General features: G+C 72.0%; 24 protein-coding genes and 1 tRNA gene. 17 read left to right on the top strand and 8 right to left on the bottom strand.

Annotated elements, in window-relative coordinates; all coding sequences use genetic code 11:
* Nucleotides 1–3: 3 nt before the first annotated feature.
* The 3 genes from OTB19_RS19280 to OTB19_RS19270 are packed head-to-tail and all read left to right on the top strand — an operon-like array spanning nt 4 to nt 3,113.
* Complete coding sequence (locus OTB19_RS19280) at nt 4–1,161, top strand: acyl-CoA dehydrogenase family protein (protein WP_267799521.1); 1,158 nt, start codon at nt 4–6, stop codon at nt 1,159–1,161.
* A gap of 36 nt (nt 1,162–1,197) precedes the next feature.
* Nucleotides 1,198–2,076, top strand: a complete 879-nt coding sequence (locus tag OTB19_RS19275) for an acyl-CoA thioesterase (protein ID WP_267799520.1) — start codon at nt 1,198–1,200, stop codon at nt 2,074–2,076.
* A gap of 56 nt (nt 2,077–2,132) precedes the next feature.
* The gene (locus OTB19_RS19270; protein WP_267799519.1) at nt 2,133–3,113 is read left to right on the top strand and encodes a cation diffusion facilitator family transporter; all 981 of its coding nucleotides are present in this window, start codon (nt 2,133–2,135) and stop codon (nt 3,111–3,113) included.
* Nucleotides 3,114–3,147: 34 nt separating this feature from the next.
* Here the strand turns inward: OTB19_RS19270 and OTB19_RS19265 are convergent, their stop codons facing one another.
* On the bottom strand, nt 3,148–3,978 hold the full coding sequence (locus tag OTB19_RS19265) for a DUF4253 domain-containing protein (RefSeq protein ID WP_267799518.1): 831 nt from the start codon (nt 3,976–3,978) through the stop codon (nt 3,148–3,150).
* A 120-nt stretch (nt 3,979–4,098) separates the two neighbouring features.
* A complete protein-coding gene (locus tag OTB19_RS19260; protein ID WP_267799517.1) occupies nt 4,099–4,548 on the bottom strand; it encodes a MarR family winged helix-turn-helix transcriptional regulator in 450 nt (149 codons plus the stop codon).
* Nucleotides 4,549–4,637: 89 nt separating this feature from the next.
* Here OTB19_RS19260 and OTB19_RS19255 point away from each other — a divergent pair, with 89 nt between their 5' ends.
* The gene (locus OTB19_RS19255; RefSeq protein ID WP_267799516.1) at nt 4,638–5,501 is read left to right on the top strand and encodes an SDR family NAD(P)-dependent oxidoreductase; all 864 of its coding nucleotides are present in this window, start codon (nt 4,638–4,640) and stop codon (nt 5,499–5,501) included.
* A 95-nt stretch (nt 5,502–5,596) separates the two neighbouring features.
* On the opposite strand, the gene OTB19_RS19250 is transcribed toward OTB19_RS19255, so the two are convergent.
* On the bottom strand, nt 5,597–6,418 hold the full coding sequence (locus OTB19_RS19250) for a phosphatase (protein ID WP_267799546.1): 822 nt from the start codon (nt 6,416–6,418) through the stop codon (nt 5,597–5,599).
* Between the two features lie 56 nt (nt 6,419–6,474).
* A complete protein-coding gene (locus OTB19_RS19245; protein WP_267799515.1) occupies nt 6,475–7,053 on the bottom strand; it encodes a TetR/AcrR family transcriptional regulator in 579 nt (192 codons plus the stop codon).
* Between the two features lie 99 nt (nt 7,054–7,152).
* On the opposite strand from OTB19_RS19245, the gene OTB19_RS19240 reads away from it, so the two are divergent.
* The 5 genes from OTB19_RS19240 (at nt 7,153) to OTB19_RS19220 (ending at nt 14,082) form a co-directional block, all read left to right on the top strand.
* Entirely contained in the window at nt 7,153–8,769 is a 1,617-nt protein-coding gene (locus tag OTB19_RS19240; protein WP_267799514.1) for a carboxyl transferase domain-containing protein, read from the top strand.
* Between the two features lie 16 nt (nt 8,770–8,785).
* Nucleotides 8,786–10,795: a biotin carboxylase N-terminal domain-containing protein gene (locus tag OTB19_RS19235; RefSeq protein WP_267799513.1), complete on the top strand. Its 2,010-nt coding sequence runs from the start codon at nt 8,786–8,788 to the stop codon at nt 10,793–10,795.
* Between the two features lie 11 nt (nt 10,796–10,806).
* A complete protein-coding gene (locus tag OTB19_RS19230) occupies nt 10,807–11,724 on the top strand; it encodes a hydroxymethylglutaryl-CoA lyase (protein WP_267799545.1) in 918 nt (305 codons plus the stop codon).
* 7 nt (nt 11,725–11,731) lie between these two features.
* Nucleotides 11,732–12,892, top strand: a complete 1,161-nt coding sequence (locus tag OTB19_RS19225) for an acyl-CoA dehydrogenase family protein (RefSeq protein WP_267799512.1) — start codon at nt 11,732–11,734, stop codon at nt 12,890–12,892.
* A 152-nt stretch (nt 12,893–13,044) separates the two neighbouring features.
* The gene (locus OTB19_RS19220) at nt 13,045–14,082 is read left to right on the top strand and encodes an ABC transporter substrate-binding protein (RefSeq protein ID WP_267799511.1); all 1,038 of its coding nucleotides are present in this window, start codon (nt 13,045–13,047) and stop codon (nt 14,080–14,082) included.
* Nucleotides 14,083–14,100: 18 nt separating this feature from the next.
* Here the strand turns inward: OTB19_RS19220 and OTB19_RS19215 are convergent, their stop codons facing one another.
* Complete coding sequence (locus tag OTB19_RS19215) at nt 14,101–15,696, bottom strand: beta-N-acetylhexosaminidase (RefSeq protein WP_267799510.1); 1,596 nt, start codon at nt 15,694–15,696, stop codon at nt 14,101–14,103.
* Nucleotides 15,697–15,748: 52 nt separating this feature from the next.
* On the opposite strand from OTB19_RS19215, the gene OTB19_RS19210 reads away from it, so the two are divergent.
* The 3 genes from OTB19_RS19210 to glmS all read left to right on the top strand — a co-directional run bounded on the left by OTB19_RS19210 (nt 15,749) and on the right by glmS (nt 18,883).
* Complete coding sequence (locus OTB19_RS19210; RefSeq protein WP_267799509.1) at nt 15,749–16,609, top strand: DUF4429 domain-containing protein; 861 nt, start codon at nt 15,749–15,751, stop codon at nt 16,607–16,609.
* Between the two features lie 107 nt (nt 16,610–16,716).
* Complete coding sequence (locus OTB19_RS19205; protein ID WP_053674701.1) at nt 16,717–16,992, top strand: hypothetical protein; 276 nt, start codon at nt 16,717–16,719, stop codon at nt 16,990–16,992.
* A gap of 73 nt (nt 16,993–17,065) precedes the next feature.
* Nucleotides 17,066–18,883 carry a glutamine--fructose-6-phosphate transaminase (isomerizing) gene (gene glmS / locus OTB19_RS19200; protein WP_267799508.1) on the top strand — a complete coding sequence of 606 codons (1,818 nt, stop codon included), beginning with the start codon at nt 17,066–17,068 and terminating at the stop codon, nt 18,881–18,883.
* A gap of 91 nt (nt 18,884–18,974) precedes the next feature.
* Here glmS and OTB19_RS19195 read toward each other — a convergent pair whose 3' ends face one another.
* On the bottom strand, nt 18,975–19,544 hold the full coding sequence (locus OTB19_RS19195) for an acetate uptake transporter (RefSeq protein WP_267799507.1): 570 nt from the start codon (nt 19,542–19,544) through the stop codon (nt 18,975–18,977).
* A 99-nt stretch (nt 19,545–19,643) separates the two neighbouring features.
* Complete coding sequence (locus OTB19_RS19190; protein WP_053674694.1) at nt 19,644–20,174, bottom strand: universal stress protein; 531 nt, start codon at nt 20,172–20,174, stop codon at nt 19,644–19,646.
* 467 nt (nt 20,175–20,641) lie between these two features.
* Between OTB19_RS19190 and OTB19_RS19185 the strand changes: the two genes are divergently transcribed.
* The 4 genes from OTB19_RS19185 to OTB19_RS19170 all read left to right on the top strand — a co-directional run bounded on the left by OTB19_RS19185 (nt 20,642) and on the right by OTB19_RS19170 (nt 23,395).
* Complete coding sequence (locus OTB19_RS19185) at nt 20,642–20,962, top strand: hypothetical protein (protein WP_267799506.1); 321 nt, start codon at nt 20,642–20,644, stop codon at nt 20,960–20,962.
* Between the two features lie 376 nt (nt 20,963–21,338).
* Nucleotides 21,339–22,511, top strand: coding sequence for a helix-turn-helix domain-containing protein (locus OTB19_RS19180; protein ID WP_267799505.1), 1,173 nt, complete (start codon nt 21,339–21,341; stop codon nt 22,509–22,511).
* Between the two features lie 112 nt (nt 22,512–22,623).
* Nucleotides 22,624–23,226 (top strand): oligoribonuclease, encoded by a 603-nt coding sequence (gene orn, locus OTB19_RS19175; protein ID WP_267799504.1) that lies wholly within the window; start codon nt 22,624–22,626, stop codon nt 23,224–23,226.
* A 96-nt stretch (nt 23,227–23,322) separates the two neighbouring features.
* Nucleotides 23,323–23,395 (top strand) — tRNA-His (locus tag OTB19_RS19170).
* Nucleotides 23,396–23,444: 49 nt separating this feature from the next.
* On the opposite strand, the gene OTB19_RS19165 is transcribed toward OTB19_RS19170, so the two are convergent.
* Nucleotides 23,445–24,470, bottom strand: a complete 1,026-nt coding sequence (locus OTB19_RS19165; protein WP_267799503.1) for a LacI family DNA-binding transcriptional regulator — start codon at nt 24,468–24,470, stop codon at nt 23,445–23,447.
* 114 nt (nt 24,471–24,584) lie between these two features.
* Here OTB19_RS19165 and OTB19_RS19160 point away from each other — a divergent pair, with 114 nt between their 5' ends.
* Nucleotides 24,585–25,901, top strand: a complete 1,317-nt coding sequence (locus OTB19_RS19160; protein ID WP_267799502.1) for an ABC transporter substrate-binding protein — start codon at nt 24,585–24,587, stop codon at nt 25,899–25,901.
* Nucleotides 25,902–25,903 lie beyond the last annotated feature (2 nt).

Here is a 25,903-nt window from a genome sequence, read left to right as displayed (position 1 = left end):
GCCGTGCGCCGTACCGTTTTCAACGAGGACCACGAGGCGTTCCGCGAGACCATCCGGGACTTCATCGAGACCGAGGTCGTGCCGGTCTACGACGACTGGTTCCAGGCCGGTCAGGCTCCCCGCGACTTCTACTACAAGCTCGGTGAGCTGGGCATCTTCGGCATCAACGTGCCCGAGGAGTTCGGCGGCGCGGGCCTGGACACCCACAAGTTCGAGGCCGTCCTCTACGAGGAGACCTCCCGCGCGGGCGTCAACTTCGGCGGCTCCGGCGTGCACGTGCTGCTCGCCCTGCCCTACATCAAGATGCTGGCCGACGACGAGCAGAAGAAGCGCTTCCTGCCGAAGTTCGTCACCGGCGAGGAGATGTGGGCGCTGGCGATGACCGAGCCCGGCACCGGCTCCGACGTCGCGGGCATGAAGACCACCGCGAAGCTCTCCGAGGACGGCACGCACTACGTCCTCAACGGCTCCAAGACCTTCATCACCGGCGGCGTGCACGCCGACCGGGTGATCGTCTGCGCCCGTACCTCCTCCCCGCGCGAGGACGACCGCCGCTTCGGCATCTCCCTCTTCGCCGTGGACACCAAGTCCGCCGGCTACTCGATCGGCCGCAAGCTCGACAAGCTGGGCCTGCGCACATCCGACACCGCCGAGCTGGCGTTCGTCGACGTGAAGGTCCCGGTCGAGGACCTGATGGGCGAGGAGAACAAGGGCTTCTACTACCTCGGCGCGAACCTGCCCTCCGAGCGCTGGGGCATCGCCTTCGGCGCGTACGCCCAGGCCAAGGCCGCCGTCCGGTTCGCCCAGCAGTACGTGACGGACCGCACCGTCTTCGGCAAGCCGGTCGCGCACTTCCAGAACACCAAGTTCGAACTGGCCGCTTGCCAGGCCGAGGTGGACGCGGCCGAGGCCGTCGCCGACCGCGCGCTGGAGGCCCTGGACGCCGGTGAGCTGACCGCCGCCGAGGCCGCGTCCGCGAAGCTCTTCACGACCGAGGTCGCGCACCGCGTCATCGACAAGTGCCTCCAGCTGCACGGCGGCTACGGCTACATGAACGAGTACCCGATCGCCCGCCTGTACGCCGACAACCGCGTGAACCGCATCTACGGCGGCACCAGCGAGGTCATGAAGTCCATCATCGCCAAGTCCATGGGCCTGTAAGGGATTCCGGACCCCCTCGGGACCTACCCTTCCCCCATGAACGAGGCTCTGACGACGCTCCTCGATCTGCTCGACCTGGAGCAGATCGAGGAGAACATCTTCCGCGGTACCAGCCGTTCGGCGCTGGTACCGCGCGTCTTCGGCGGACAGGTCGCGGCCCAGGCGCTGGTCGCGGCCGGGCGGACCGTGCCCGGGGACCGCACCGCGCACTCGCTGCACTCGTACTTCCTGCGCGCCGGCGACCCCGGCGCGCCCATCGTGTACTCGGTGGACCGGATCCGCGACGGGCGCTCCTTCACCACCCGCCGGGTGGTGGCCGTCCAGCACGGCCAGCCGATCTTCCACCTCTCCGCGTCGTTCCAGACGTACGAGGAGGGGCTGGACCACCAGACGGCGATGCCGGACGCCCCCGATCCCGAGACCCTGCCCACCGCCGCCGAGGCCCTGCCCGCGTACCGGGGGATCTTCCGCGACCCGGACACGGTGGAGCGGCTGATCGAGGCGCGGGGCGCGGTGGACCTGCGGTACGCGACGACCCCTCCGTGGGGCAGCGTCGGGCAGCCGGTCGAGCCGCGCTCGCAGGTGTGGTTCCGTACCGCCGGGAAGCTGGAGAGCGACGACGCCCTGCTGCACACCTGCCTGGCCACGTACGTCTCGGACATGACCCTGCTCGACTCGGTGCTGCTCGCGCACGGCCGGGGCGGCTGGGCCGTGGGCGACGTGGTGGGCGCCTCGCTGGACCACGCGATGTGGTTCCACCGGCCGTTCCGCGCCGACGAGTGGCTGCTGTACGACCAGGAGTCCCCCTCGGCCGCCGCCGGCCGGGGTCTGGGGCAGGCCCGCATCTGGACCCAGGACGGGCGGCTGGCCGTCACCGTCATCCAGGAGGGCGTGGTGCGCGTCCCGCGCGGCTGAGTCCGCGTCCGGGTGTCGCCCGTCCCCGGGCCGGGCGTCGGACATACCGTCACCTCGTGCCCGAAGAAGCGGAAAGTCTCGGAACGGTCGTCGTCGCGGTCGTCACCAACCTCGGCATCGCCGCCGCGAAGGCGGTCGGCGGGGTCGTGAGCGGATCCAGCGCCATGCTGTCGGAGGCGGCGCACTCGGTGGCCGACACGGTGACCGAGGTGATGCTGCTGGTCTCGCTCAAGCGCGGCGCCCGCCCGGCGGACGAGGCGCATCCGCTGGGCTACGGGCCTGAGCGGTACATCTGGGCGCTGCTGGCCTCGGTCGCCACCTTCGTCGGCGGCGCGGTGTTCGCCGTGTACGACGGGATCCACACGCTGGTGCACGGGGAGGACCCCGGGGACCCGGTGGTGTCGTACGTGATCCTGGCGGTGGCGTTCCTGCTGGAGGGCTACTCCCTGCTGGTGGCGTGGCGCCAGATGAGGGGCGAGGCGGCACGGTTGGCCGCGCCCCTGGGCCTGTACGTGAAGCACACCCCGGACACGGCGGTGAAGGCCGTGCTGCTGGAGAACGTGGCCGCGCTGATCGGCCTGGTACTGGCCGCCGGCGGGCTGTTGGGGGCGCAGCTGACCGGGTCGGGTGTGTACGACGGGGTGGCGTCGCTGCTGATCGGGCTGCTCCTGGTGTGGGTGGCGTGGGAGCTGGGCCGCTCGAACGCGCAGTACCTGATCGGCCGTTCGCTGCCCGCCTCGATGCGGGCGGAGGTCCGGGAGGAGCTGCTGACCGTGCCGCACATCGAGGCGGTGCTGGAGCTGACGACCCTGGTGCAGGGCCCGGCCGAGGTGCTGATCGCGGCGAAGATCGACTTCCATGACCTGGCGTCGGCGCGGCAGGTGGAGGCCGCGTGCGAGGACGCGGAGGACCAGCTGCGGGAGCGCTTCCCGGCGATCCGCCGCGTCTACCTGGACCCGACGCCGACCACGCCGCCTCCCCCTCGGACCGCGCCGCCGGCCGCCCCGACCCCGCCGCCGCCCGGCCGGGTCGGGTGAGCGGGCGGTGGGGCCGAGGCCGGCTCGCCGTTCCTCAGTCCCACCAGAATGCCCAGGTCCGCGCGCCGACGACGGCCTCGTCCGCGTAGGCGTGCACGCTGCCGGAGCCCTGCCAGACGTTGTCGGGGCAGAAGGCGAAGTGCTCGGCGGCGACGGGGAGGGCGGCGGCCCGCGTCGCGGGCGGGGCGGCCACCGAGAGGTGGAGTTCGTCGAAGCCGAGGGCGAGGACGCGGGCGCCGTAGCGCTCTTCCCAGGAGCGCAGGACGGTGCTGACGAGGGCCGTGTCGTTCTCGTGGTTCAGGGGGCCGCGCCACCCCATCGCGGTGGGTGCGTCCGCTCCCCGGGCCGCCGGTATCAGGGCCAGGCGGGGGCTCGGCAGGACGCCCTCCCGGATCAGCTCGTCGGCCCGGGCGACGGCTTGCTCCTCCGGTTCCCCGTCCGGGACCCCGGGCTCGGCGAGCCCCGGCCACTCCCGGCCGAAGGGCGCGATCAGTTCCTCGCCCTCGGCTCCCTCCTCGGGGTCGGGGACCACATCGGCCCAGTACGCGCGCAGGACCGGTTCGACGTGGTGGTCGTCGGGGTCGGACATCTCGCGGGGCCGCAGCTCGCCGCGGGTCCACCAGTTCTCCAGGCCGCGCCGGCCCTGGAACAGCACCGCCTGGAGGCCGGCCGCCCGTGCCGGGCCGCGGTGGGCGGCGAGCGCTCCGGGGCCCACGGGCTCGTCGGACACCCACACCAGCGGGGACCGGCGCGCGAACCGTCGGCCGGGACCGTCGATCAGCGTGCCGGGCGGCAACGCGAGGCCCAGGGAGCGGCCTTGCGGGTCGGCGGCCAGCGCGGACAGCGGGTTCGGCGTCTTGGTCATGGGGCGACCGTAGGCGCCGGCACTGACAACGCCCGCTCGCCCGGGCGCCGTTGCCGGCCGGGGCGTCTCTGCCGGATCTCGCCGGGCGGCGCGGGTCCGGCACGCTCCGAGAGGGACGGCCTACGCCTTGAGCTTGGCCCAGATCGCGCCGAGCGCGGCGATGTCCGCGTCGTCGAGCCGGTCGTCGAAGACCTCGGCGAGGGCCTCGCGGCGGGTGGCGTCGGCCTCCAGGAAGGCGCGCCGGCCGGCGTCGGTCAGGGCGATCCGCACGGAACGCGCGTCGGTCGGTGAAGGTATCCGCTCGACGAGGCCGCGCGCCTGGAGCGAGTCGGCGACCCGGGAGACCTGGCTGCGGCTGAGCAGCGTCCTGGCCCCCAGCTCGGAGGAGGCGACCGGCTCCTCCTGGGCCTGGAGCCACAGCATCACCTCGAACCACGAGAGCGGCAGGTCGTGCCGTCGGGTGAGGGCCTGGTCGACCCGGGCCGTGAGGGTGGTGCCGGCCCAGACCAGGCCGTAGAAGGCGTGGTCGCGGGGGGTGAGTCCGCCCATGGAGAGCTCGTTGTGCGCCATGACGAGGAGCCTACCTAATTGCGTGCACACGCACACATGAGTAATGTGTGTGTGCACGCACAGAAATACGCGATCCTCAGGAGACCCCCATGTCCGCCACCCCCACCCCCACCGGCCCCAAGGTCGTCCTCGTCACCGGCACCTCCACCGGCATCGGCCTGGCCGCCGCGGTCGCCGCCGCCCGCGCGGGCCTGCACACCGTCGCCACCATGCGCGACACCGGCCGCGCCGACGCCCTGCTGGAAGCGGCCGCCGAAGCCGGCGTCTCGGACCTGATGCAGGTCAAGCCGCTCGACGTGACGGACTCCGGCTCCGTGGCCCGCTGCGTGGCGGAGGTCGTCGCGGAACACGGCCGGCTCGACGCGGTGGTGAACAACGCCGGCGCCGGGTTCGTCGGCACGATCGAGCAGCACGGCATGGAGCCGGTCCGGGCCGCGATGGAGGTCAACTACTTCGGCGTCGTCGAGGTCACCCGGGCCGCCCTCCCCCACCTGCGCGCCTCGGGCGGGCGGGTCATCACGGTGACGAGCGTCGGCGGCATGATCGGCCAGCCGTTCAACGAGGCGTACTGCGCGGCCAAGTTCGCCGTCGAGGGCTTCATGGAGTCGCTCGCCCCGGTCGTCGCCACCACCGGCGTCCAGGTGGCCGTCGTCGAACCGGGCGCCGTCACCAGCGAGTTCGTCGCCACGATCGGGATCGACGTACCGACCCTGCTCACCGAGGCCGGACCGTACGCCCCCGCGCTGCGGGCCTACCTCGGGCGCACCTCGCAGGCCTACGACCACGCCCAGACCTCGGCCGAGGCGGCCGCCCCCGTCATCGAGGCGCTGACCGCGGAGCGGATGCCGTTCCGGGTGCAGACCTCCGACTGGGCGCGGGACTTCGTCGGCATCAAGCTGGCGGACCTCGACGGTTCGGCCGTCCAGGACTTCACCACCGGCTGGCTCAAGTGATCACACCCCGGGCGCGGCCCTCCGCATGACCGTCGCGGCCGGATCCGCGGCCGACCCCTCGGCGGGGCGCACGCCCCGCCCCGCGTCGGCTGCCGTCAGGCCAGGCCCGCGGCGTCCAGCAGGTAGGCCACCATCGGGTCGTAGTGACGCGGGTCCCGGACGTGGTCGTCGAGCGGGATCGCGACCTGGAGGGTGCCCTCCGCCTCGGCGAGGAACAGGGCGGGGTCGTTGCAGTCCGCGTAGCCCACCGCGTCCAGGCCCCGCTGCGCCGCGCAGCCCGCCCAGCCGTGGTCGGCCAGGACCAGGTCCGGCTGGGGGCGGTTCTCGGCCGCCAGCCCGTCCAGGATCGCGGCCATGGGCTCCGGCGAGTGGGTGTGCCACAGGGTCGCGCCCCGCTCCAGCACGGCGACGTTGGCGAACTGCCACACGGAACCCTCGTCCGCGACCAGACCGCGCGGGATGACCACGATCTCGCAACCGGCCGCCCGCAGGGCCTCGCCGGTCGCCCGGTGGACGTCCAGCAGGCCGCCGGGGTGTCCGGTGGCCAGCAGGACGCTGTGCCGGTCCAGCGCGGCCTTGCGCAGCCGGGCCGCGAGCCGGTCCAGGCCGGCCACCGTCAGCTCCGGGTCGATGGTGTCCTGGCCGAAGCGGTGCGTCGCGTCGTCCACCACTCCGCAGCGTTCCGCCATGACGGCGAGCACGTCCTGCTCGTCGACCCAGCGGTCGCCGAGTTCCAGGCCCAGCCAGTAGTGGCGGTCGCCGTTGGCGAGCTTGCGGTAGTGGGAGAGGTTGTTCTCGCGCGGGGTGGCGACGTCGCCCGCGATCCGCGTGCGGACCAGGTGGTCGACGAGTTCGGCGCGGCTCGGCGCTTGGGAGGACTGGGCTGGCGTCTCTATCGGCTTCGGCATACGGCCCATTCTGCCGTCGCGTGCCGTCACGCGCCGGAACCATTTCGACCCGCGGACGCCGGGCGTCACCCCGACAGCGCCCCGAAGGCCCCGTTGGCCAGCCGCCGCAGCAGGGACTCGGTGGCCTCCCGGCCCAGGGCCGCCAGGTGCGGGGTGGAGTTCAGCAGGCCGAAGACCGCGTGCACGGAGACCCGTACCTGCGCCTCCCCCACCTCCGGGTGCAGCTCGCGCACGACCTGTACCCACAGCTCGACGTACTGGCGCTGCAACTGTCGTACGAGCTTGCGGTCGGCCTCCCGCAGCCGGTCCAGCTCCCGGTCGTGCAGGGTGATCAGCGCGCGGTCGTCGAGCGCGAAGTCGATGTGGCCCTCCACGAGGGAGGCCAGTAGCGCCGCCGGGTCGCCGGCCGCCTCCTCGGCGCGGCGCCGGCCGCCGGTGAGCAGCCGCTCGCTGATCCCGACGAGCAGTTCGGCGAGCATGGCGTCCTTGCCGGCGAAGTGCCGGTACAGGCCGGGGCCGCTGATGCCCACCGCGGCCCCTATCTCGTCCACTCCGACGCCGTGGAAGCCGCGCTCGGCGAAGAGACGAGCGGCCTCACTGAGGATCTGCTCGCGACGGGTCGGGGCGGCCGCTCTGGTGCTCATGGGAAACCATTCTAGACAGGGCCGTTAGCGCTCGTTAACCTAAGGCCCATACGCGTTAACGACCATTAACCGCGTGCACCGAGCAAGGGAGCTCGACCGATGCAGCAGGCACCAGTGCTGACGAGCGCCGCGGACCCGGCGTCCGAGGCCTGGCGGACCAACGAGGCCGCCCACCGCGAACTGGCCGAGGGCCTGCGCGCCCGGCTGGAGACGGCCCGCCTGGGCGGCGGGGAGCGGGCCCGCGCCCGCCACACCGCCCGCGGGAAGCTGCTTCCCCGCGACCGCGTGGACGCCCTCCTCGACCCCGGATCGCCCTTCCTGGAGCTGGCCCCGTTGGCCGCCGAGGGCATGTACGGGGGCGCGGCCCCGGCCGCCGGGGTCATCGCGGGCATCGGCCGGGTCAGCGGCCGCGAGTGCGTCATCGTCGCGAACGACGCCACCGTCAAGGGCGGCACCTACTACCCGATGACCGTCAAGAAGCACCTGCGCGCCCAGGAGGTGGCGCTGGAGAATCGTCTCCCCTGCCTCTACCTGGTCGACTCCGGCGGCGCCTTCCTGCCCATGCAGGACGAGGTCTTCCCCGACCGGGAGCACTTCGGCCGCATCTTCTACAACCAGGCCCGCATGTCCGGCGCCGGCATCCCGCAGATCGCGGCCGTGCTCGGCTCCTGCACCGCCGGCGGGGCGTACGTCCCGGCCATGAGCGACGAGGCCGTCATCGTGCGCGGCCAGGGCACGATCTTCCTCGGTGGCCCGCCGCTGGTGAAGGCCGCGACGGGCGAGGTCGTCACGGCCGAGGAGCTCGGCGGCGGCGAGGTCCACTCACGGGTGTCGGGCGTGACCGACCACCTCGCGGAGGACGACGCGCACGCGCTGCGGATCGTACGGAACATCGTGGCGACGCTGCCCGACCGTGCGGCCCTGCCCTGGTCGGTCGAGGCTCCCGAGGAGCCGAAGGTGGACCCGTACGGCCTGTACGGCGCGGTGCCGGTCGACTCCCGCACCCCCTACGACGCCCGCGAGGTCATCGCCCGGGTCGTGGACGGGTCCCGCTTCCAGGAGTTCAAGGCGGAGTTCGGGCAGACGCTGGTCACCGGTTTCGCCCGGATCCACGGACACCCCGTCGGCATCATCGCCAACAACGGCATCCTCTTCTCCGAGTCCGCCCAGAAGGGCGCGCACTTCATCGAGCTGTGCGACCAGCGCGGCATCCCGCTCCTCTTCCTCCAGAACATCTCGGGGTTCATGGTCGGCCGCGACTACGAGGCCGGCGGCATCGCCAAGCACGGCGCCAAGATGGTGACGGCCGTGGCGTGCGCCCGGGTCCCGAAGCTGACGGTGGTCGTCGGCGGTTCCTACGGGGCGGGCAACTACTCGATGTGCGGGCGGGCCTACTCGCCGCGCTTCCTGTGGATGTGGCCCAACGCGAAGATCTCGGTGATGGGCGGCGAGCAGGCGGCCTCCGTGCTGGCCACCGTCAAGCGCGACCAGATCGAGGGCGCGGGCCAGGAGTGGCCGGCCGAGGACGAGGAGGCCTTCAAGGCCCCGGTCCGCGCGCAGTACGAGGAACAGGGCAACGCCTACTACGCCACCGCCCGCCTCTGGGACGACGGGGTCATCGACCCCCTGGAGACCCGACAGGTGCTCGGGCTGGCCCTGACCGCGTGCGCGAACGCCCCGTTGGGCGACTCGGGCTTCGGCATCTTCCGTATGTGACGTGAGGACCTCACTGATGTTCAGCACTGTTCTGGTCGCGAACCGCGGCGAGATCGCGGTCCGGGTCATCCGCACCCTGCGGGAGCTCGGCATCCGCTCCGTGGCCGTCTTCAGCGACGCCGACGCGGACGCCCGTCACGTACGGGAGGCCGACACGGCCGTCCGGATCGGCCCGGCGGCCGCCGCCGAGAGCTACCTGTCGGTGGAGCGGCTGCTGGACGCGGCCCGCCGCACCGGCGCCGAGGCCGTCCACCCCGGGTACGGCTTCCTCGCGGAGAACGCCGCCTTCGCGGCGGCCTGCGCGGAGGCCGGGCTGGCCTTCATCGGGCCCCCGGCGAGCGCGATCTCCCTGATGGGCGACAAGATCCGGGCGAAGGAGACGGTGAAGGAGGCGGGCGTGCCCGTCGTCCCCGGCTCCTCCGGCAGCGGCCTCACCGACGCCGAACTGGTCTCCGCCGCCGAGAAGATCGGCATGCCGGTGCTGCTGAAGCCCTCCGCGGGCGGCGGCGGCAAGGGCATGCGGCTGGTCCGCGACGCGGAGCTGCTCGGCGAGGAGATCGCCGCGGCGCGGCGCGAGGCCCGGTCCTCCTTCGGTGACGACACCCTGCTCGTCGAGCGGTGGGTGGACCGGCCGCGGCACATCGAGATCCAGGTGCTGGCGGACGCGCACGGCAACGTGGTGCACCTGGGCGAGCGGGAGTGCTCGCTCCAGCGCCGCCACCAGAAGGTCGCCGAGGAGGCCCCGTCGGTCCTGCTGACGCCGCGGCTGCGGGCGTCGATGGGCGCGGCCGCCGTGGAGGCGGCCCGTTCCTGCGGGTACGTCGGCGCGGGCACCGTGGAGTTCATCGTGCCGGGCGGCGACCCGTCCTCGTACTACTTCATGGAGATGAACACGCGCCTCCAGGTGGAGCACCCGGTGACGGAGCTGATCACCGGACTCGACCTGGTCGAGCAGCAGCTGCGGGTCGCGGCGGGGGCTCCGCTCGGGTTCGGGCAGGAGGACGTGACCCTGACCGGCCACGCCATCGAGGCCCGTGTCTGCGCCGAGGACCCGGCCCGCGGGTTCCTGCCCTCGGGCGGTACGGTCCTGGCCCTGTCGGAGCCGTCCGGCGGCGCCGTGCGCACCGACTCCGGTCTGACGGCGGGCGTGCCGGTGGGTTCCGCCTACGACCCGATGCTGTCCAAGGTCATCGCGTACGGGCCCGACCGCGCGGCCGCCCTGCGGGTGCTGCGCGGGGCCCTCGCGGACACCGTGATCCTGGGCGTGCAGACCAACGCCGGTTTCCTGCGGCGGCTGCTGGCACACCCCGACGTGGTGTCGGGCGACCTCGACACCGGGCTGGTCGAGCGCGACCTGGCGTCCCTGCTCCCGGAGGGGATCCCGGACGAGGTGTACGCGGCGGCGGCGCTGCTCGCCGAGGAGCCCGCGCCCGCGGGGCCGGGAGGGTGGGTGGACCCGTTCGACGCCGCCGACGGCTGGCGCCTGGGCGGCACCCCCGCCTGGACGGTCCACCACTTCCGCCTCCCGGGCCTGGACCCGGTGGCGATCCGCACCCGCCCGGCCGGCCCCGACACGGAGATCCTGTCGGGGGGCGCCGGCACACCGGCCCGCGGCCGTGTCGTGGCCCGGACCCCCGACACGGTCACGGTGGAACTCGACGGCGTCACCCACCGCTTCGCGCACGCCGCCTCTCCGGAGGGGACCTGGCTCGGCCGTGACGGCGACTCCTGGCACCTCCAGCGCCACGACCCCGTCGCCGCGGCGCTCACCGGCCGCGGCCACGGCGGCGCGGGCACGCTGGCGGCCCCGATGCCCGGCACCGTCACCGTCGTGAAGGTGGCCGTCGGGGATCGGGTGACGGCCGGCCAGAGCCTGCTCGTGGTGGAGGCGATGAAGATGGAGCACGTCATCTCCGCCCCGCACGCCGGCACGGTCACCGAGCTCGACGTGACCCCCGGCACCACCGTCGCCATGGACCAGATCCTGGCCGTGGTCACCCCGGAGGAAGAGGAGGGCGCCGAGTGAACGGCCTGCCCATGACGGTCCCCGATCCCGGGCTGCCGACCCGCGTCCGCATCCACGAGGTGGGTGCCCGCGACGGACTGCAGAACGAGAAGACGCCCGTACCGACCGAGGTGAAGGCCGAGTTCATCCACCGGCTCGCCGCGGCCGGCCTCACCACCATCGAGGCCACCAGCTTCGTCCACCCCAAGTGGGTGCCCCAGCTCGCGGACGCGGAGCAGCTCTTCCCGCTGCTCTCCGACGTGTCCGCCGACCTTCCCGTCCTCGTCCCCAACGAGCGCGGCCTGGACCGCGCGCTCGCCCTCGGGGCGGACCGGATCGCCGTGTTCGGTTCCGCGACGGAGACCTTCGCGGCCCGCAACCTCAACCGGACCGTCGCCGAGTCCCTGGCCATGTTCGAGCCCGTGGTGGCCCGGGCGAAGGAGCAGGGGGCCCATGTGCGCGGGTACCTCTCCATGTGCTTCGGCGACCCCTGGGAGGGCGCCGTGCCCGTCCCGCAGGTGGTCTCCGTGGCCAAGGCCCTGCTGGACCTGGGCTGCGACGAACTGAGCCTCGGCGACACCATCGGCGTCGCCACCCCGGGCCATGTCCGGGCCCTGCTCGACGGACTCGACGGGGAGGGCGTGGGGACCGACCGGATCGGTGTCCACTTCCACGACACCTACGGCCAGGCCCTCTCCAACACCCTCGCCGCGCTCCGGCACGGCGTGACCACGGTCGACGCCTCCGCCGGCGGCCTCGGCGGCTGCCCGTACGCGAAGAGCGCGACCGGCAACCTGGCCACCGAGGACCTCGTGTGGATGCTCGACGGCCTCGGCATCGAGACCGGGGTCGACCTGGCCGCCCTCACCGCCACGAGCGTGTGGATGGCCGAGCGGTTGGGGCGCCCCAGCCCCTCCCGTACCGTCCGCGCCCTCTCCCACAAGGAGTAACGAAGACATGTCCCTCGACCACCGGCTCACCCCCGAGCACGAGGAACTCCGCCGCACCGTCGAGGCCTTCGCGCACGACGTCGTCGCCCCCAAGATCGGCGACCTGTACGAGCGGCACGAGTTCCCGTACGAGATCGTCCGCGAGATGGGCCGCATGGGCCTGTTCGGCCTGCCCTTCCCGGAGGAGTACGGCGGCATGGGCGGCGACTACCTCGCCCTCGGCATCGCCCTGGAGGAGCTGGCCCGGGTCGACTCCTCGGTCGCCATCACCCTGGAGGCCGGCGTCTCGCTCGGCGCCATGCCGATCCACCTGTTCGGCACCGAGGAGCAGAAGCGGGAGTGGCTGCCGAGGATGTGCTCCGGCGAGGTGCTGGGCGCCTTCGGTCTGACCGAGCCGGACGGCGGCTCGGACGCGGGCGGCACCCGCACGACCGCCGTCAAGGACGGTGACGAGTGGGTGATCAACGGCTCGAAGTGCTTCATCACCAACTCCGGCACGGACATCACCGGCCTGGTCACGGTCACCGCGGTGACGGGGCGCAAGGCGGACGGCCGGCCCGAGATCTCCTCGATCATCGTGCCGTCCGGTACGCCCGGCTTCACGGTGGCGGCCCCGTACTCCAAGGTCGGCTGGAACTCCTCCGACACCCGCGAGCTGTCGTTCCAGGACGTACGGGTGCCCCTGGCCAATCTGGTCGGCCAGGAGGGCCGCGGTTACGCCCAGTTCCTGCGGATCCTCGACGAGGGCCGCATCGCCATCTCCGCGCTCGCCACGGGCCTGGCCCAGGGCTGTGTCGACGAGTCGGTGAAGTACGCCAAGGAGCGCAAGGCCTTCGGCCGGCCCATCGGCGACAACCAGGCCATCCAGTTCAAGCTGGCCGACATGGAGATGCGCGCCCACATGGCCCGTGTCGGCTGGCGTGACGCGGCCTCGCGGCTGGTGGCCGGCGAGCCGTTCAAGAAGGAGGCGGCGATCGCCAAGCTGTACTCCTCCACGGTCGCCGTCGACAACGCCCGCGAGGCCACGCAGATCCACGGCGGCTACGGGTTCATGAACGAGTACCCGGTGGCCCGCATGTGGCGGGACTCGAAGATCCTGGAGATCGGCGAGGGCACCAGCGAGGTGCAGCGCATGCTGATCGCCCGCGAACTGGGCTTCGCCGGCTGACCGGTCGCCGACCGGGAGGTCGGCCGGGCGGCAGCTCGCACGAGGGGGCCCGGGGAGACCCGGGCCCCCTTACCGATTTCAGCCAAGGTTAGGCTAACCTTCCTTCCGAACGGCTCAGTGGCCGCCCTGAACGCACGAAAGCGGACATCGACATGCCCAAGTCCCGATCCTCCCTCCTCACCCGCCGCGGTCTCATCGCGGCCGGCGGCGCCCTGGGCCTCGTCGCGGCGCTCTCCGCGTGCGGCGCCGACACGGCGAAGGACGGAGCCGGCGAGGCGGACAAGGCCGCCGCGGCCTCGGGCCCCTGGACCTTCAAGGACGACCTCGGCAAGGACGTCTCCGCGAAGTCCACCCCGAAGAACATCGTCGCCTTCACCGGCACCGCCGCCGCCCTCCACGACTACGGTGTGAGCGTCAAGGGCGTGTTCGGCCCGACCAAGACCGCCGACGGCAAGCCCGACGTCCAGGCCGGCTCGATGGACATCTCCAAAGTCCAGATCCTCGGCAACGTCTACGACGAGTTCAACGTCGAGAAGTACGCCTCCCTCCAGCCCGACCTCCTGGTCACCAACAGCTGGGACGGCTCGTACTGGTACGTCCCGGAGGCCTCCAAGGGCAAGATCATGAAGCTGGCCCCGGCCGCCGCGATCAAGGTCGGCGGCGACGTCTCCATGGACAAGGCACTGGCCCGCACCGCGGACCTCGCCAAGGCCCTCGGCGCCGACATGAGCGCCAAGAAGACCGTGGACGCCAAGGCCCGCTTCGAGGCCGCCTCCGCCAAGGTCCGCGAGGCCACCAAGGCGAACCCGGGCATCAAGGTGCTCGTCGGCTCCGGCGCCGCCGACCTGTTCTACGTCTCCACCCCGAAGACCTCCGCCGACCTGAAGTACTTCGAGTCGCTCGGCGTCGAGTTCGTCACCCCGGACAAGCTGGACGAGGGCGGCTTCTTCGAGAGCCTCGGCTGGGAGAACGCCGGCAAGTACAAGGCCGACCTCGTCCTGCTCGACAACCGCACCGGCACCCTGCAGCCGAAGGACCTGGCGGCCAAGCCGACCTGGACCCGGATGCCCGCCGTCAAGGCCGGCCAGATCACCCCGCGCGTGACCGAGCCGATCTTCTCGTACGAGAAGTGCGCCCAGCTGCTGGAGGACCTCGCGAAGGCCATCCAGGGCGCCAAGAAGGTCAGCTGACCCCCGGCGCGGACGCCCCTACGACAGGGACCGGGACCAGGGAACGTCCGGCGCCCGGAAGTAGTCGATGCCCTGCGCGTCCAGCCGCGGGCCCTGGGCCGCCAGCCGCTCGCGGTAGCGGTCCCAGTCCAGTGCCGCCGTCGGCGACCAGCCCAGCTCGGCCAGCCCCAGCACCCTGGGGAACGCCAGCTGCTCCCAGTCCTTGCGCGTGGCGACCGTCTCGGTCCACAGCGGCGCCTCCACACCCAGCACCGCCGACTCGGGGACCCCCGGCAGGTAGGCGCCCGGATCCCAGGAGTAGGCCCGCCGCACCGGCACGTACCCGGCCCACGCCAACCCCGGCTTCGTCGCCTTGTCGTACTTCATGTCGAGGTAGACGCGGTCCGCCGGGGACAGGATCACCGGGTGGCCCGCCTTCGCCGCCGCCGCCACGCCCGCCTTCTCGGCCGCCGACGTCCGGTCGTGCCCCCAGTACTGGAGCACCGCGCCCGCCGCCGGGCGCGCCGAGGCCAGCTGGTGCCAGGCCACCACCGTCTTGCCGTACTTGCCGACGACCGCCTGTGCCCGGTCCATGAAGGCCGCGTAGTCCGCCGCCGGCGTCGAGTGCGCCTCGTCCCCGCCGATGTGCAGGTACTTCCCCGGGGTCATCTCCGCGACCTCGCCGAGCACCTCGTCGATGAACTCGTACGTCCGCTCGCTGCCCACGCACAGCGAGCTGAAGCCCACCTTGATCCCGGTGTACCGCTCGCGCGCCTTGCCGTCGCAGTTCAACTCGGCGTAGGAGGCCTGCGCCGCGTTGACGTGTCCGGGCATGTCGATCTCGGGCACGACGTCCACGTACCGCCGGGCCGCGTACGCGACCAGTTCCCGGTACTCGTCCTTCGTCCAGTGGCCGCCCGGACCGCCGCCGACCTCGCTGCCGCCGCCGACCTCGGCGAGCCGCGGCCAGGAGTCGCTCGCGAGCCGCCAGCCCTGGTCGTCGGTCAGGTGCAGGTGCAGGGTGTTGACCTTGTACTGGGCGAGCTGGTCCACGTACCGCTTCACCTGCTCCACCGGGAAGAAGTGGCGGGCGATGTCGATCATGGCTCCCCGGTACGCGAACCGCGGCGTGTCCTGCACCCTCCCGCCCGGCACCGTCCCCGCGCCCCGCGCCGGCACCAGTTGCCGCAGGGTCTGCCCCGCGTGGAACAGCCCCTCGGGCGTGCGCGCGGTGAGCGTGACCCCGCTCGGGCCGGCCTCCAGCCGGTAGCCCTCCTCGCCGAGCGCGCCCGCGCCCCGGTCGAGCCGCAGCCGGATCCCGTCCCCGTCCGCCCCGGCCACCACGGGCAGCGGCAGGCCGACGGCCCCGCGCAGTTGCTCGGCGAGCCGTTCCCCGACCTGCCGCACCTCCGCGCCGGAGCCCGGGGCGGTACGGATCACCGTGCCCGCCCCGAACGCGTACCCGGCGCCCTCGGCCCGCGCGGACACGGGCGCGGGCAGCAGCCGTTCGTAGGGGGTGGGCGCGGCGGCACGCACGCCCCCGGGCCGGGAGTCGTCACCGTGGGCGGCGGTGCAGGAAACGGCCGCCGCGCCGAGGACGAGGAGGGCACCGAGCGTGCGTCGCAGGACTCTCATGACCTCAGGTATAGGCCAATCGGGCACGACACGCCGATGCGAGAATCGCGGGATGGCGGAAATCATCCAGAAGGACGGCACGTGGACCTTCGACGGGGACGCGGTGCGCATCGTGCCGGGCCGCGACAAGGAGGTCGGCCCGCTGCGGCAGGCCCTCGGGGAACTGCTCGTGCCGCTGGGCGCGATCGCCGGCATCTCCTACGAACCGGGCCGCAAGTCGGGCCGGTTGCGGCTGCGGCCGCGTGACGGCGCCGACCCGCTGATCCAGGTGACGGGCGGGCGGCTGCCGGAGACCTCGGACCCCTACAGGCTGACCGTGGAGTCGGACCGCACCGGAGTGGCGGAGTACTTCGTCGACGAGCTGCGCAACGCGCTCCTGCTGGACCAGGTGGATCCCGGGCCCAGCGACCGCTACCTGCTGCCGGGCCCGCCGGTGCCGATCACCGCGAGCGGGGGCGACGGCACGGCGGCCTTCGACGGCGACCGGATCACCCTGGACTGGAACTGGGCGACGGAGGAGGCCAAGCAGTCGGCGGGCGCCCGGCAGTTCCGGGTCGCCGACGTCCGGGCGGTGGAGTGGACCCCGTCCCGGGGGCTCTCCAACGGCGTGCTGCGGTTCACCCTGGCGGGCGCCCAGGCGCCGCCGTCCCCCAAGTACGACCCGTACGCGGTGGAGCTGTTCGGCATGGGCCGCAAGGAGCTGGCGACCGCGCTGGTCGCGGCGGCCGTGGCGGCCCGCCTGCCGCACCCGGCCGCCGCGCTCGCCCCGGCCCCGGCCGCGCTTGCGGCGGACGGCGCGGACCACGACGCGCTGTTGCGTCGACTGCGCGAGCTCGGGGAGCTGCACACGTCGGGCCTCCTCACGGCCGAGGAGTTCTCGACGGCGAAAGCGGCGATTTTGCGCCGTTTCTGACCGACCAAGACCGGAATTACCCATTCTCCTGGTCCAGACCAGCCCGATCCTGCCCGAATTCGGGCAGGATCTTTGCATTCCGACCCACATCCCGCCAGTATCTACGGGTGCTCGACCGCCGCCCGTCGCATGACGATCTCGTCGACCACCTGGTGCGCAGCACCTCGCTCCAGCGGGGCGAGGCGGCCCGGGTGGTACTCGACGTGCTCGCCTACTTCGACGAGACGACGGAGGAATTCGTCCGCCGCCGCCACCGCGAACTGCAGTCCGGTGGCGCGGTCAACACGGAGATCTTCGAGCGGATAGCGGCCGAACTGCCGCACCGCGCCGTGGCGCCGCCGGAGCTCTCGCTCCGGCAGCTGCGCCGCATCGTCTACGGCTGACCGGTGACCGCGCGGACGGACGCGCGGAGACGACCGGAGCACTCGTTCAGGACTTCAGGAGGGGCAAGACCGTATGTGCGGAATCGTGGGTTACATCGGCAAGCGCGACGTGGCACCGCTGCTGCTGGAAGGCCTCCAGCGGTTGGAGTACCGGGGTTACGACTCCGCCGGCATCGTCGTCAACAGCCCGAAGTCCGCGGCCCTGAAGGTCGTCAAGGCCAAGGGTCGCGTCCGCGAGCTGGAGTCCCGGGTCCCCAAGCGCTTCGCCGGCACCACCGGCATCGCCCACACCCGGTGGGCCACCCACGGCGCCCCGAGCGACATCAACTCGCACCCGCACCTGGACGCCGACAACCAGGTCGCGGTCGTCCACAACGGCATCGTGGACAACGCCTCCGAGCTGCGCGCCAAGCTGGAGTCCGAGGGCGTCGTCTTCCTCTCGGAGACCGACACCGAGGTCATCGTGCACCTCGTCGCCCGCTCCACGGCCGACACCCTGGAGGAGAAGGTCCGCGAGGCCGTCAAGGTCATCGAGGGCACGTACGGCATCGCCGTCATGCACGCCGACTTCCCGGACCGCATCGTCGTGGCCCGCAACGGCTCCCCGGTCGTCCTCGGCATCGGCGAGAAGGAGATGTTCGTCGCCTCGGACGTCGCCGCGCTGGTCGCCCACACCCGCCAGATCGTCACCCTCGACGACGGCGAGATGGCCACCCTCAAGGCCGACGACTTCCGCACCTACACCACCTCCGGCACGACGACCACCGCCACGCCCGAGACCGTGGAGTGGGAGGCCGCCTCGTACGACATGGGCGGTCACGACACGTACATGCACAAGGAGATCTCCGAGCAGTCCGACGCGGTCGACCGCGTCCTGCGCGGGCGGATCGACGACCGCTTCAACACCGTGCACCTGGGCGGCCTGAACCTGGACCCCCGCGAGGCGCGCGGCATCCGCCGGGTCAAGATCCTGGGCTGCGGCACCTCGTACCACGCGGGTCTGATCGGCGCCGGCCTCATCGAGGGCCTGGCCCGCATCCCCGCCGACGCCGAGCCGGCCTCCGAGTTCCGCTACCGCAACCCGGTCGTGGACCCCGACACCCTCTACATCGCGGTCTCCCAGTCCGGCGAGACCTACGACGTCCTCGCGGCCGTCCAGGAACTCAAGCGCAAGGGCGCCCGCGTCCTCGGCGTCGTGAACGTCGTCGGCTCCGCCATCGCCCGCGAGGCCGACGGCGGCGTGTACGTGCACGCCGGCCCCGAGGTCTGCGTCGTCTCCACCAAGTGCTTCACCAACACGGTCGTGGCCTTCGCGCTGCTCGCCGTGCACCTCGGCCGGATCCGGGACCTCTCGGTCACCGACGGCAAGCGGATCATCGAGGGCCTGCGCAAGCTGCCCGCGCAGATCCAGGAGATCCTCGAAGGCGAAGAGGACATCAAGAAGCTGGCGGCCGAGTACGCCGACGCCAAGTCGATGATGTTCATCGGCCGGGTGCGCGGTTACCCGGTGGCCCTGGAGGCCTCCCTGAAGCTCAAGGAGATCTCCTACATCCACGCCGAGGCCTACCCGGCCTCCGAGCTCAAGCACGGCCCGCTCGCGCTCATCGAGCCGGCGATGCCGACGGTCGCGATCGTCCCGGACGACGACCTGCTGGAGAAGAACCGCGCGGCGCTGGAGGAGATCAAGGCCCGCAGCGGCCGCATCCTCGCGGTCGCCCACCGCGAGCAGGAGAAGGCCGACCACACGATCCTCGTCCCCAAGAACGAGGACGAGCTCGACCCGATCCTGATGGGCATCCCGCTCCAGCTCCTGGCGTACCACACCGCCCTGGCCCTGGGCCGAGACATCGACAAGCCGCGCAACCTGGCCAAGTCGGTCACCGTCGAGTAGTCGAGCGGTCGGACGCAACACGCACGGAAGGCCCCCGGGGGATCGCGTCCCCCGGGGGCCTTCCGCGTTCCTCACGGCTCCCTCGTACGGCTCAGCTCGCGGGCACCGCGTCCCTGCGGGCCCTGCTGCCGAGCGCCACCGGCCAGTGCGCCAGCGCGGCCGTGGCCCCGTACCAGGCCAGCAGCCCGGCGACCGCCGCCACCCACCCGGCGATCTTGGCGAGCAGGCCGCTGTCGGCGAAGGCCCCCACCGCGAGGAGCAGCAGGGAGAGGGTGAACAGGGCGTACACGCCCTGGCCGAACAGTCCGCTCGCCGCCCCCACCGTGAGGGTCAGGCCGAGCAGGGCGAACAGGACGAGGAACGCCCCGGCCGCATCCGCCGAAACCTTTCCGTCGGCCCCCGCGGCCCAGGTGAACCAGAAGGCGCCGAGTCCGGCGAACGCCGTGCCGTTGAAGCCGTCGCCGCCCCGGAACTCGAGGATCCCGAGGACGAACAGGGCGAGACCGCCGACGTAGGTGGCCAGCGACACGGAGTTCGCGGCGCTCACACCGTCGATGATGCCGGTGTGGCCGATACCGAACGCGAGAAGGGTGAGACCCAGGGCAATGTGCCCGAGGGTCGAAGTAGAGGCCGTGCTTCCCGCAGAGACACCGTTGTCCACGGCGGGCTCCCTTCGATCTGCAGTTGTTTGCTGCGTCCCAGCAGCATTTATCTACCCTTTACATGAGGGTTCACAACCGCACGAACGGCGTACAGAGGGTCACGGAATGACAACGACCGGTCGCTGGGCCCGCTTGGCCAGTCGGCCCGCCACCGAGCCGAAGATCCGGCCCACGATGCCGTGCGTGGAACCGACCACGATGGCGTCCGCCGAGTACTCCCGGCCGACCTCCTCCAGCTCGTGGCAGATGTCCCCGCCCCGCTCGACCAGGATCCACGGCACCTCGGACAGGTAGTCCGCGCAGGCCAGCTCCAGCCCCAGCACCTCGGTGCGATGGTCGGGGACGTCCACGAAGACGGGCGGCTCGCAGCCGGCCCACACCGTCGTGGGCAGTCGATTGGCCACGTGCACGATGATCAGACCGGATCCGGAGCGTCGGGCCATCCCGATGGCGTACGCGAGGGCCCGCTCACTGGAGGTCGAGCCGTCGAAGCCCACCACGACGCCGTGCCGGAAGGCCGGGTCGCAGGGATGGCGCGTCTGTTCCACCGCGCGCAGGTCGGCCGACGCGGAGTCGGCGAGGGGTTTGCGCTTGCGGTCCGCGGGTTCGGAGAATTCGTGACCGGCCATGGTGTCTCGGCGAAGGGTCCTCGGGGGAAGCGACAGGGGCGATATCGGCGACGCAGTGTGACGGAGCTCTGTCCGGGAAGCATCTTCCCAAGCCCATACCCTCCAGGGTACGGCGACACTCCTGTCCTGCACAGGGCATGCCGCCCTTGGAGAGCGTCCCAGGGAGCATGCCGGAGCGGCGCCGCGTTGGCAATGTCCGCTGGCCCCTACAGCCAGTGACGAGCGGGGCGGGCACCACCCGTGCGCGCAGTGACCGAGCCCCTCCGCCCGCCGTTGGACAGACGTCCGACCGTCCAGGAAGCGCCCGCAGGGAGTACACCGTGCCCGGCCATCCGGTTCATGCCGTCCAGCCCGCTCCGTCGACGCGTTCCGTCCCGTCCGGCACGCCCGTGCGTTCCGGCATCCACTCCGGCGCCCACTCCGACGACGCGTCATCGCGTTTCTCGCCCGTTCCTCTTCACTCTTCCGTGCGTCGCGCTCGCCCCCCGCACGACGACCCCGCGGGTGACGTGGTGCGGTGGGCCGCCTTCAGCTGTCTGCTCGTCCCCGTGGTCCTGGTCGTCTACGGAACCTCCTTCGGCGGGGCGGCCGTCGCGACCCTGGGCCTCGCCGCCGTCACCGCCGCCTGCCGGGTGTTGCTGCGTCACTCCGAGAAGGCGGAGCGGTCCGCGGCCCGGGTGCTCGTCGAGGAGCCGGCCCCGTCCGACCGGCGCGGCCGGCACTCGCGCGGCGGGGCCGGTTCACACCGCGGTTGCCACGGTTCCGGGGGCGTCTCCCCTCTCGACTGACCGATTCGCACGTACACACCCGCCTGTTTTCAGCCAACTTCCCGGCAGGTCGCCCCCCTTGCCGGAATGTCCCCCCAACCCCCCCATCACCAGCGACGACAGAGCCTCGGGGGGCTCACGACCCTATGGGTACTGGCCATGGCCAGACTCTGCGCTTCCCGCACGGGTAGCGGAGTGGAACCCTTACTGATCGAATGCTTTTCGCCAAGTTGCCAAGTCGACATAGCGCTGCGTGCTGAACTTGTCACGCCGACACCACGGGACGCAGTAGATTCGATCATGTATTTACGGCGGGGGATCCACGTGCAAGGCCGAGGGGAAACGTGCAGGTGCGACCAGACCAAGGAGTCGCGACACCCAAGGGGGGCTTAGCGCCATGAGCCAGGATTCCACCGCCGTCGTCGCGGACGCGGGCCGGAAGCTCGCGGGGCGTCGCCGCAGAGAGATCGTCGCCGTGCTGCTGTTCAGCGGCGGCCCGATCTTCGAGAGTTCCATTCCACTCTCCGTGTTCGGCATCGACCGGCAGGACGCGGGAGTTCCACGCTATCGACTGCTCGTGTGCGCCGGTGAGGACGGTCCGCTGCGGACCACCGGCGGACTCGAACTGACCGCGCCGTACGGGTTGGAGGCGATCGCCCGGGCAGGCACGGTCGTCGTTCCGGCCTGGCGCTCCATCACTTCACCGCCGCCTCCGGAGGCGCTCGACGCACTGCGTCTGGCGCACGAGGAAGGTGCCCGGATCGTCGGACTGTGCACGGGAGCCTTCGTGCTCGCCGCCGCCGGTCTGCTGGACGGCCGGCCCGCCACGACGCACTGGATGTACGCGCCGACGCTGGCCAAGCGGTACCCGTCCGTCCACGTCGACCCGCGCGAGCTGTTCGTCGACGACGGCGACGTGCTGACGTCCGCGGGCACCGCGGCCGGAATCGACCTGTGCCTGCACATCGTGCGCACGGACCACGGCAGCGAGGCGGCCGGGGCTCTGGCCCGCCGACTCGTCGTGCCGCCGCGCCGCACGGGTGGCCAGGAACGCTATCTCGACCGGTCGCTTCCGGAAGAGATCGGCGCGGACCCGCTCGCCGAGGTCGTCGCCTGGGCACTGGAACACCTCCACGAGCAGTTCGACGTGGAGACGCTGGCCGCCCGCGCCTACATGAGCAGGCGCACCTTCGACCGGCGGTTCCGTTCGCTCACCGGCAGCGCGCCGCTCCAGTGGCTGATCACCCAGCGGGTGCTCCAGGCACAGCGGCTGCTGGAGACCTCCGACTATTCGGTCGACGAGGTCGCCGGGCGCTGCGGGTTCCGTTCGCCCGTCGCGCTGCGCGGTCACTTCCGCCGGCAGCTGGGGTCCTCCCCGGCCGCCTACCGGTCCGCGTACCGGGCACGCAGGCCGCAGGCCGACGTGTCGCAGGTGACGCAGATCTCGGAAGGCCCGCTTCCGCACCAGCGCACTCCGCAGCCCCAGCGGGCGGCGGCGGCCCTGGCCGCGGCCGGTCCGTCGGTGACGGAGCTGTACGCGCCGAACCGGGTACTGCGCGAGCACGCGTAGTCCGGTCCGCCCGGACCACGAAGGTCCCTCTCGTCGGCCGTCCCCGACGAGAGGGACCTTCGGGCGTGTACGGGCCCGGTCCGATCCGGCGAAGAGCGCATAAGGTGGGCGCATGAACGATCGCATGGTGTGGATCGACTGCGAGATGACCGGGCTCTCGTTGACGGACGACGCACTTATCGAGGTGGCCGCACTGGTCACCGACTCGGAGCTCAACGTGCTCGGCGAAGGCGTGGACATCGTGATCCGCCCGCCGGACGCTTCCCTGGAGACCATGCCCGACGTGGTGCGCGAGATGCACACCTCGTCCGGCCTGCTCGACGAGCTGGCCGGCGGGACCACGCTCGCGGACGCCGAGGCCCAGGTCCTGGCGTACGTACGGGAACACGTCAAGGAGCCCCGCAAGGCTCCGCTCTGCGGGAACTCGGTCGGCACCGACCGCGGCTTCCTGCTGCGCGACATGGCCGCGCTGGAGAGCTACATGCACTACCGGATCGTGGACGTGTCCTCGGTCAAGGAGCTGGCCCGCCGCTGGTACCCGCGGGCGTACTTCAACAGCCCGCCGAAGAACGGGAACCACCGGGCGCTCGCGGACATCAAGGAGTCCATCGCCGAGCTGCGCTACTACCGCGAGGCGGTCTTCGTGCCGCAGCCCGGACCCGACTCGGACACGGCCCGCACCATCGCCGCCAAGCACATGGTGGGCGGCGCGTAGCACTCTCCGGAGGTGGGCGGCGGGGAAAGGGGGAGCGAGCACCCTCCCGGACCCTGTACGCTTTTCTTCGGCCGGTCGGTTTTCCGAGCGGACATGGTGGGTGTAGCTCAGTTGGTAGAGCACCTGGTTGTGGTCCAGGTGGCCGCGGGTTCAAGTCCCGTCACTCACCCTGTGGAAAGGCCCCGTCCCGCGCGAGCGGGCCGGGGCCTTTCGCGTGCTCAGGAGGATTCCCGGACCACCAGCTCCGTCGGCAGGACGACCGCCGTCTCCCCCGCCTCGCCCGCGATCCGCTCCAGCAGGACCCGTGCCATGGTGCGGCCCATCTCCTCGATCGGCTGGCGCACGCTGGTCAGCGGCGGGTCCATGTGGCGGGCCACCACCGAGTCGTCGAAGCCGACCAGTGCCACGTCCCCCGGGATGCGGCGGCCGGCGGCCCGCAGCTCGCGGCGGGCGCCCGCCGCCATGACGTCGGAGGCGGCGAAGACGGCGTCGAGGTCGGGTCGGCGGTCCAGCAGCTCGCGCACGGCCCGGCGGCCGCCCTCCTCGGTGAAGTCCGCGACCGCGATCAGTGACTCGTCGACCGGGTGCCCGGCGGCCAGGAGGGCCTGGCGGTAGCCGTCGAGGCGGCACTGGGCGCCGTACACGTCGAGGGGTCCGGTGACGGTGGCGATCGCGCGCCGGCCCCGGCCGAGGAGGTGGCGTACGGCCTCGGCGGCTCCCGCGAGGTTGTCGGAGTCCACGTTGGGGAGCGTCTCGTCGGCGGAGCGGCGTCCGCTGATCACCGCGGGGATGCCGAGTTCGGCGAGCAGCTCCGGGAGCGGGTCCCCGGCGTGCACGGAGACCAGCAGCACCCCGTCGACGCGGTGCCCGGACAGGTACTGGGCCAGTCGGCGGCGTTCCCGCTCGCTGCCGGCAAGGGTGAGCACCAGTTGGACGTCGGTCTCGGCGAGGGTGGCGCCGACTCCGCGCACCACGTCGGAGAAGTACGGCTCGGCGAAGAAGCGGGCCTCGGGCTCGGGGATGACGAGGGCGATGGCGTCGGTGCGGTTCGCGGCGAGGGCCCGGGCGGCCCGGTTGGGGACGTAGCCGAGCTCGGCGACGGCGGCCTCGACGGCGACCCTGGTGTGCTCGCTGACCTTGGAGGATCCGTTGATCACCCGGGAGACCGTGCCGCGTCCGACGCCGGCCCGCACCGCGACCTCCTCCAGCGTCGGCCGTCCCCCGCTGCGCCCGTGCCCGTTCATGGCTTCCTCCCGGCTGGTGAATCTACCCGTTGACTGCCTCTTGACGATGGTGGGAGCGCTCCCACACTGTGGCACACGACACCCGGCACGTTCCATCCCCCAGGGAGGATCCTGATGCGAGCCCGAAGAAGACTTGTGACCGCGGTCGGTGCGATGGGCGCGACGGCGCTGCTCCTCGCGGGGTGCTCGCAGGACCCCGGCGAGGCCCCCGCCCAGGGCGGCTCCACCGGCGGCAAGGCGAAGACCACCCTCACGGTCGGGGTCTTCGGTGCCTTCGGGCTCCAGGAGGCGGGCCTGTACGACGAGTACATGGCGCAGAACCCGGGGGTCAGGATCGAGCAGACCTCCATCGAGCGCAACGAGAACTACTACCCGCAGCTCCTGACCCACCTGGGCACCGGCAGCGGACTCGCCGACATCCAGGCCGTGGAGGTCAACAACATCGCGGAGATCACCGCGACCCAGGCGGACAAGCTGGTCGACCTCGCGAAGGCGCCCGGCGTCGACAAGGGCGCCTACCTTCCGTGGAAGTGGGCCCAGGGCACCGCGAAGAACGGGTCCACGGTCGCCCTCGGCACCGACATAGGCCCGCAGGGCATCTGCTACCGCAAGGACCTCTTCGCGGCGGCCGGGCTGCCCACCGACCGGGCCGCGGTCGGGGCGCTGTGGGCGGGCGACTGGAACAAGTACCTGGAGACGGGCAAGGCGTACAAGGCGAAGGCCGGGGCGGGCAAGGCCTTCGTGGACTCCGCGTCGGGCGTGATGGCGGCGGTGACGGGCAGCAGCGCGGAGCGGTTCTACGACGCCCAGGGCAAGGTCGCGTACAAGACGAACCCCGCGGTGCGGGGCGCCTTCGACCTGGCGGCCTCCTTCGCCGTCGAGGGGTTGAGCGCGAAGCTCCAGCAGTTCACCCCGGCCTGGGACCAGGGCTTCTCCAACGGGAACTTCGCCACGGTCTCCTGCCCGGCCTGGATGCTCGGCTACATCCAGGACAAGGCGGGTCCGGCGGGCAAGGACAAGTGGGACGTGGCGCAGGCCCCGAAGCCCAGCAACTGGGGCGGTTCGTTCCTGGTGGTGCCGAAGGCGGGCAAGAAGGCCGAGGAGGCGGCGAAGCTGGCGGCCTGGCTGACGGCTCCGGCGCAGCAGGCGAAGCTGTTCGAGAAGCGCGGCAGCTTCCCGAGCGCGAGCGCCGCCTACAGCCTGCCGGCGGTGGCGGGCGCGAAGCACGCGTACTTCGGTGGCGCCCCGATCGGGGAGATCTTCGCGCGGGCCGCCGAGGGGGTGCCGGTGACGGTGATCGGCCCGAAGGACCTGGTCATCGCGCAGAACCTGGCGGACATCGGGATGCTCCAGGTCGACCAGAAGGGCCGCACCCCGCAGGAGGGCTGGGACGCCGCGGTGAAGGCGATCGACAACGCCCTGGAGCAGTGAGG

Source organism: Streptomyces sp. H27-H5 (assembly GCF_026627505.1).
In the GTDB taxonomy this organism is placed as follows: Bacteria; Actinomycetota; Actinomycetes; order Streptomycetales; family Streptomycetaceae; genus Streptomyces.
The sequence above is the reverse complement of the archived record's forward strand: the minus strand, read 5'-3'. Positions and strand labels throughout refer to the sequence as shown.

Coding starts and splice junctions, on each gene's coding strand:
- OTB19_RS19275 (WP_267799520.1), top strand. CDS start 1,198: ATGAACGAGGCTCTGACGACGCTCCTCGATCTGCTCGACCTGGAGCAG.
- OTB19_RS19265 (WP_267799518.1), bottom strand. CDS start 3,978: ATGACCAAGACGCCGAACCCGCTGTCCGCGCTGGCCGCCGACCCGCAA.
- OTB19_RS19260 (WP_267799517.1), bottom strand. CDS start 4,548: ATGGCGCACAACGAGCTCTCCATGGGCGGACTCACCCCCCGCGACCAC.
- OTB19_RS19255 (WP_267799516.1), top strand. CDS start 4,638: ATGTCCGCCACCCCCACCCCCACCGGCCCCAAGGTCGTCCTCGTCACC.
- OTB19_RS19250 (WP_267799546.1), bottom strand. CDS start 6,418: ATGGGCCGTATGCCGAAGCCGATAGAGACGCCAGCCCAGTCCTCCCAA.
- OTB19_RS19245 (WP_267799515.1), bottom strand. CDS start 7,053: ATGAGCACCAGAGCGGCCGCCCCGACCCGTCGCGAGCAGATCCTCAGT.
- OTB19_RS19240 (WP_267799514.1), top strand. CDS start 7,153: ATGCAGCAGGCACCAGTGCTGACGAGCGCCGCGGACCCGGCGTCCGAG.
- OTB19_RS19235 (WP_267799513.1), top strand. CDS start 8,786: ATGTTCAGCACTGTTCTGGTCGCGAACCGCGGCGAGATCGCGGTCCGG.
- OTB19_RS19230 (WP_267799545.1), top strand. CDS start 10,807: ATGACGGTCCCCGATCCCGGGCTGCCGACCCGCGTCCGCATCCACGAG.
- OTB19_RS19225 (WP_267799512.1), top strand. CDS start 11,732: ATGTCCCTCGACCACCGGCTCACCCCCGAGCACGAGGAACTCCGCCGC.
- OTB19_RS19220 (WP_267799511.1), top strand. CDS start 13,045: ATGCCCAAGTCCCGATCCTCCCTCCTCACCCGCCGCGGTCTCATCGCG.
- OTB19_RS19215 (WP_267799510.1), bottom strand. CDS start 15,696: ATGAGAGTCCTGCGACGCACGCTCGGTGCCCTCCTCGTCCTCGGCGCG.
- OTB19_RS19210 (WP_267799509.1), top strand. CDS start 15,749: ATGGCGGAAATCATCCAGAAGGACGGCACGTGGACCTTCGACGGGGAC.
- glmS (WP_267799508.1), top strand. CDS start 17,066: ATGTGCGGAATCGTGGGTTACATCGGCAAGCGCGACGTGGCACCGCTG.
- OTB19_RS19190 (WP_053674694.1), bottom strand. CDS start 20,174: ATGGCCGGTCACGAATTCTCCGAACCCGCGGACCGCAAGCGCAAACCC.
- OTB19_RS19180 (WP_267799505.1), top strand. CDS start 21,339: ATGAGCCAGGATTCCACCGCCGTCGTCGCGGACGCGGGCCGGAAGCTC.
- orn (WP_267799504.1), top strand. CDS start 22,624: ATGAACGATCGCATGGTGTGGATCGACTGCGAGATGACCGGGCTCTCG.
- OTB19_RS19165 (WP_267799503.1), bottom strand. CDS start 24,470: ATGAACGGGCACGGGCGCAGCGGGGGACGGCCGACGCTGGAGGAGGTC.
- OTB19_RS19160 (WP_267799502.1), top strand. CDS start 24,585: ATGCGAGCCCGAAGAAGACTTGTGACCGCGGTCGGTGCGATGGGCGCG.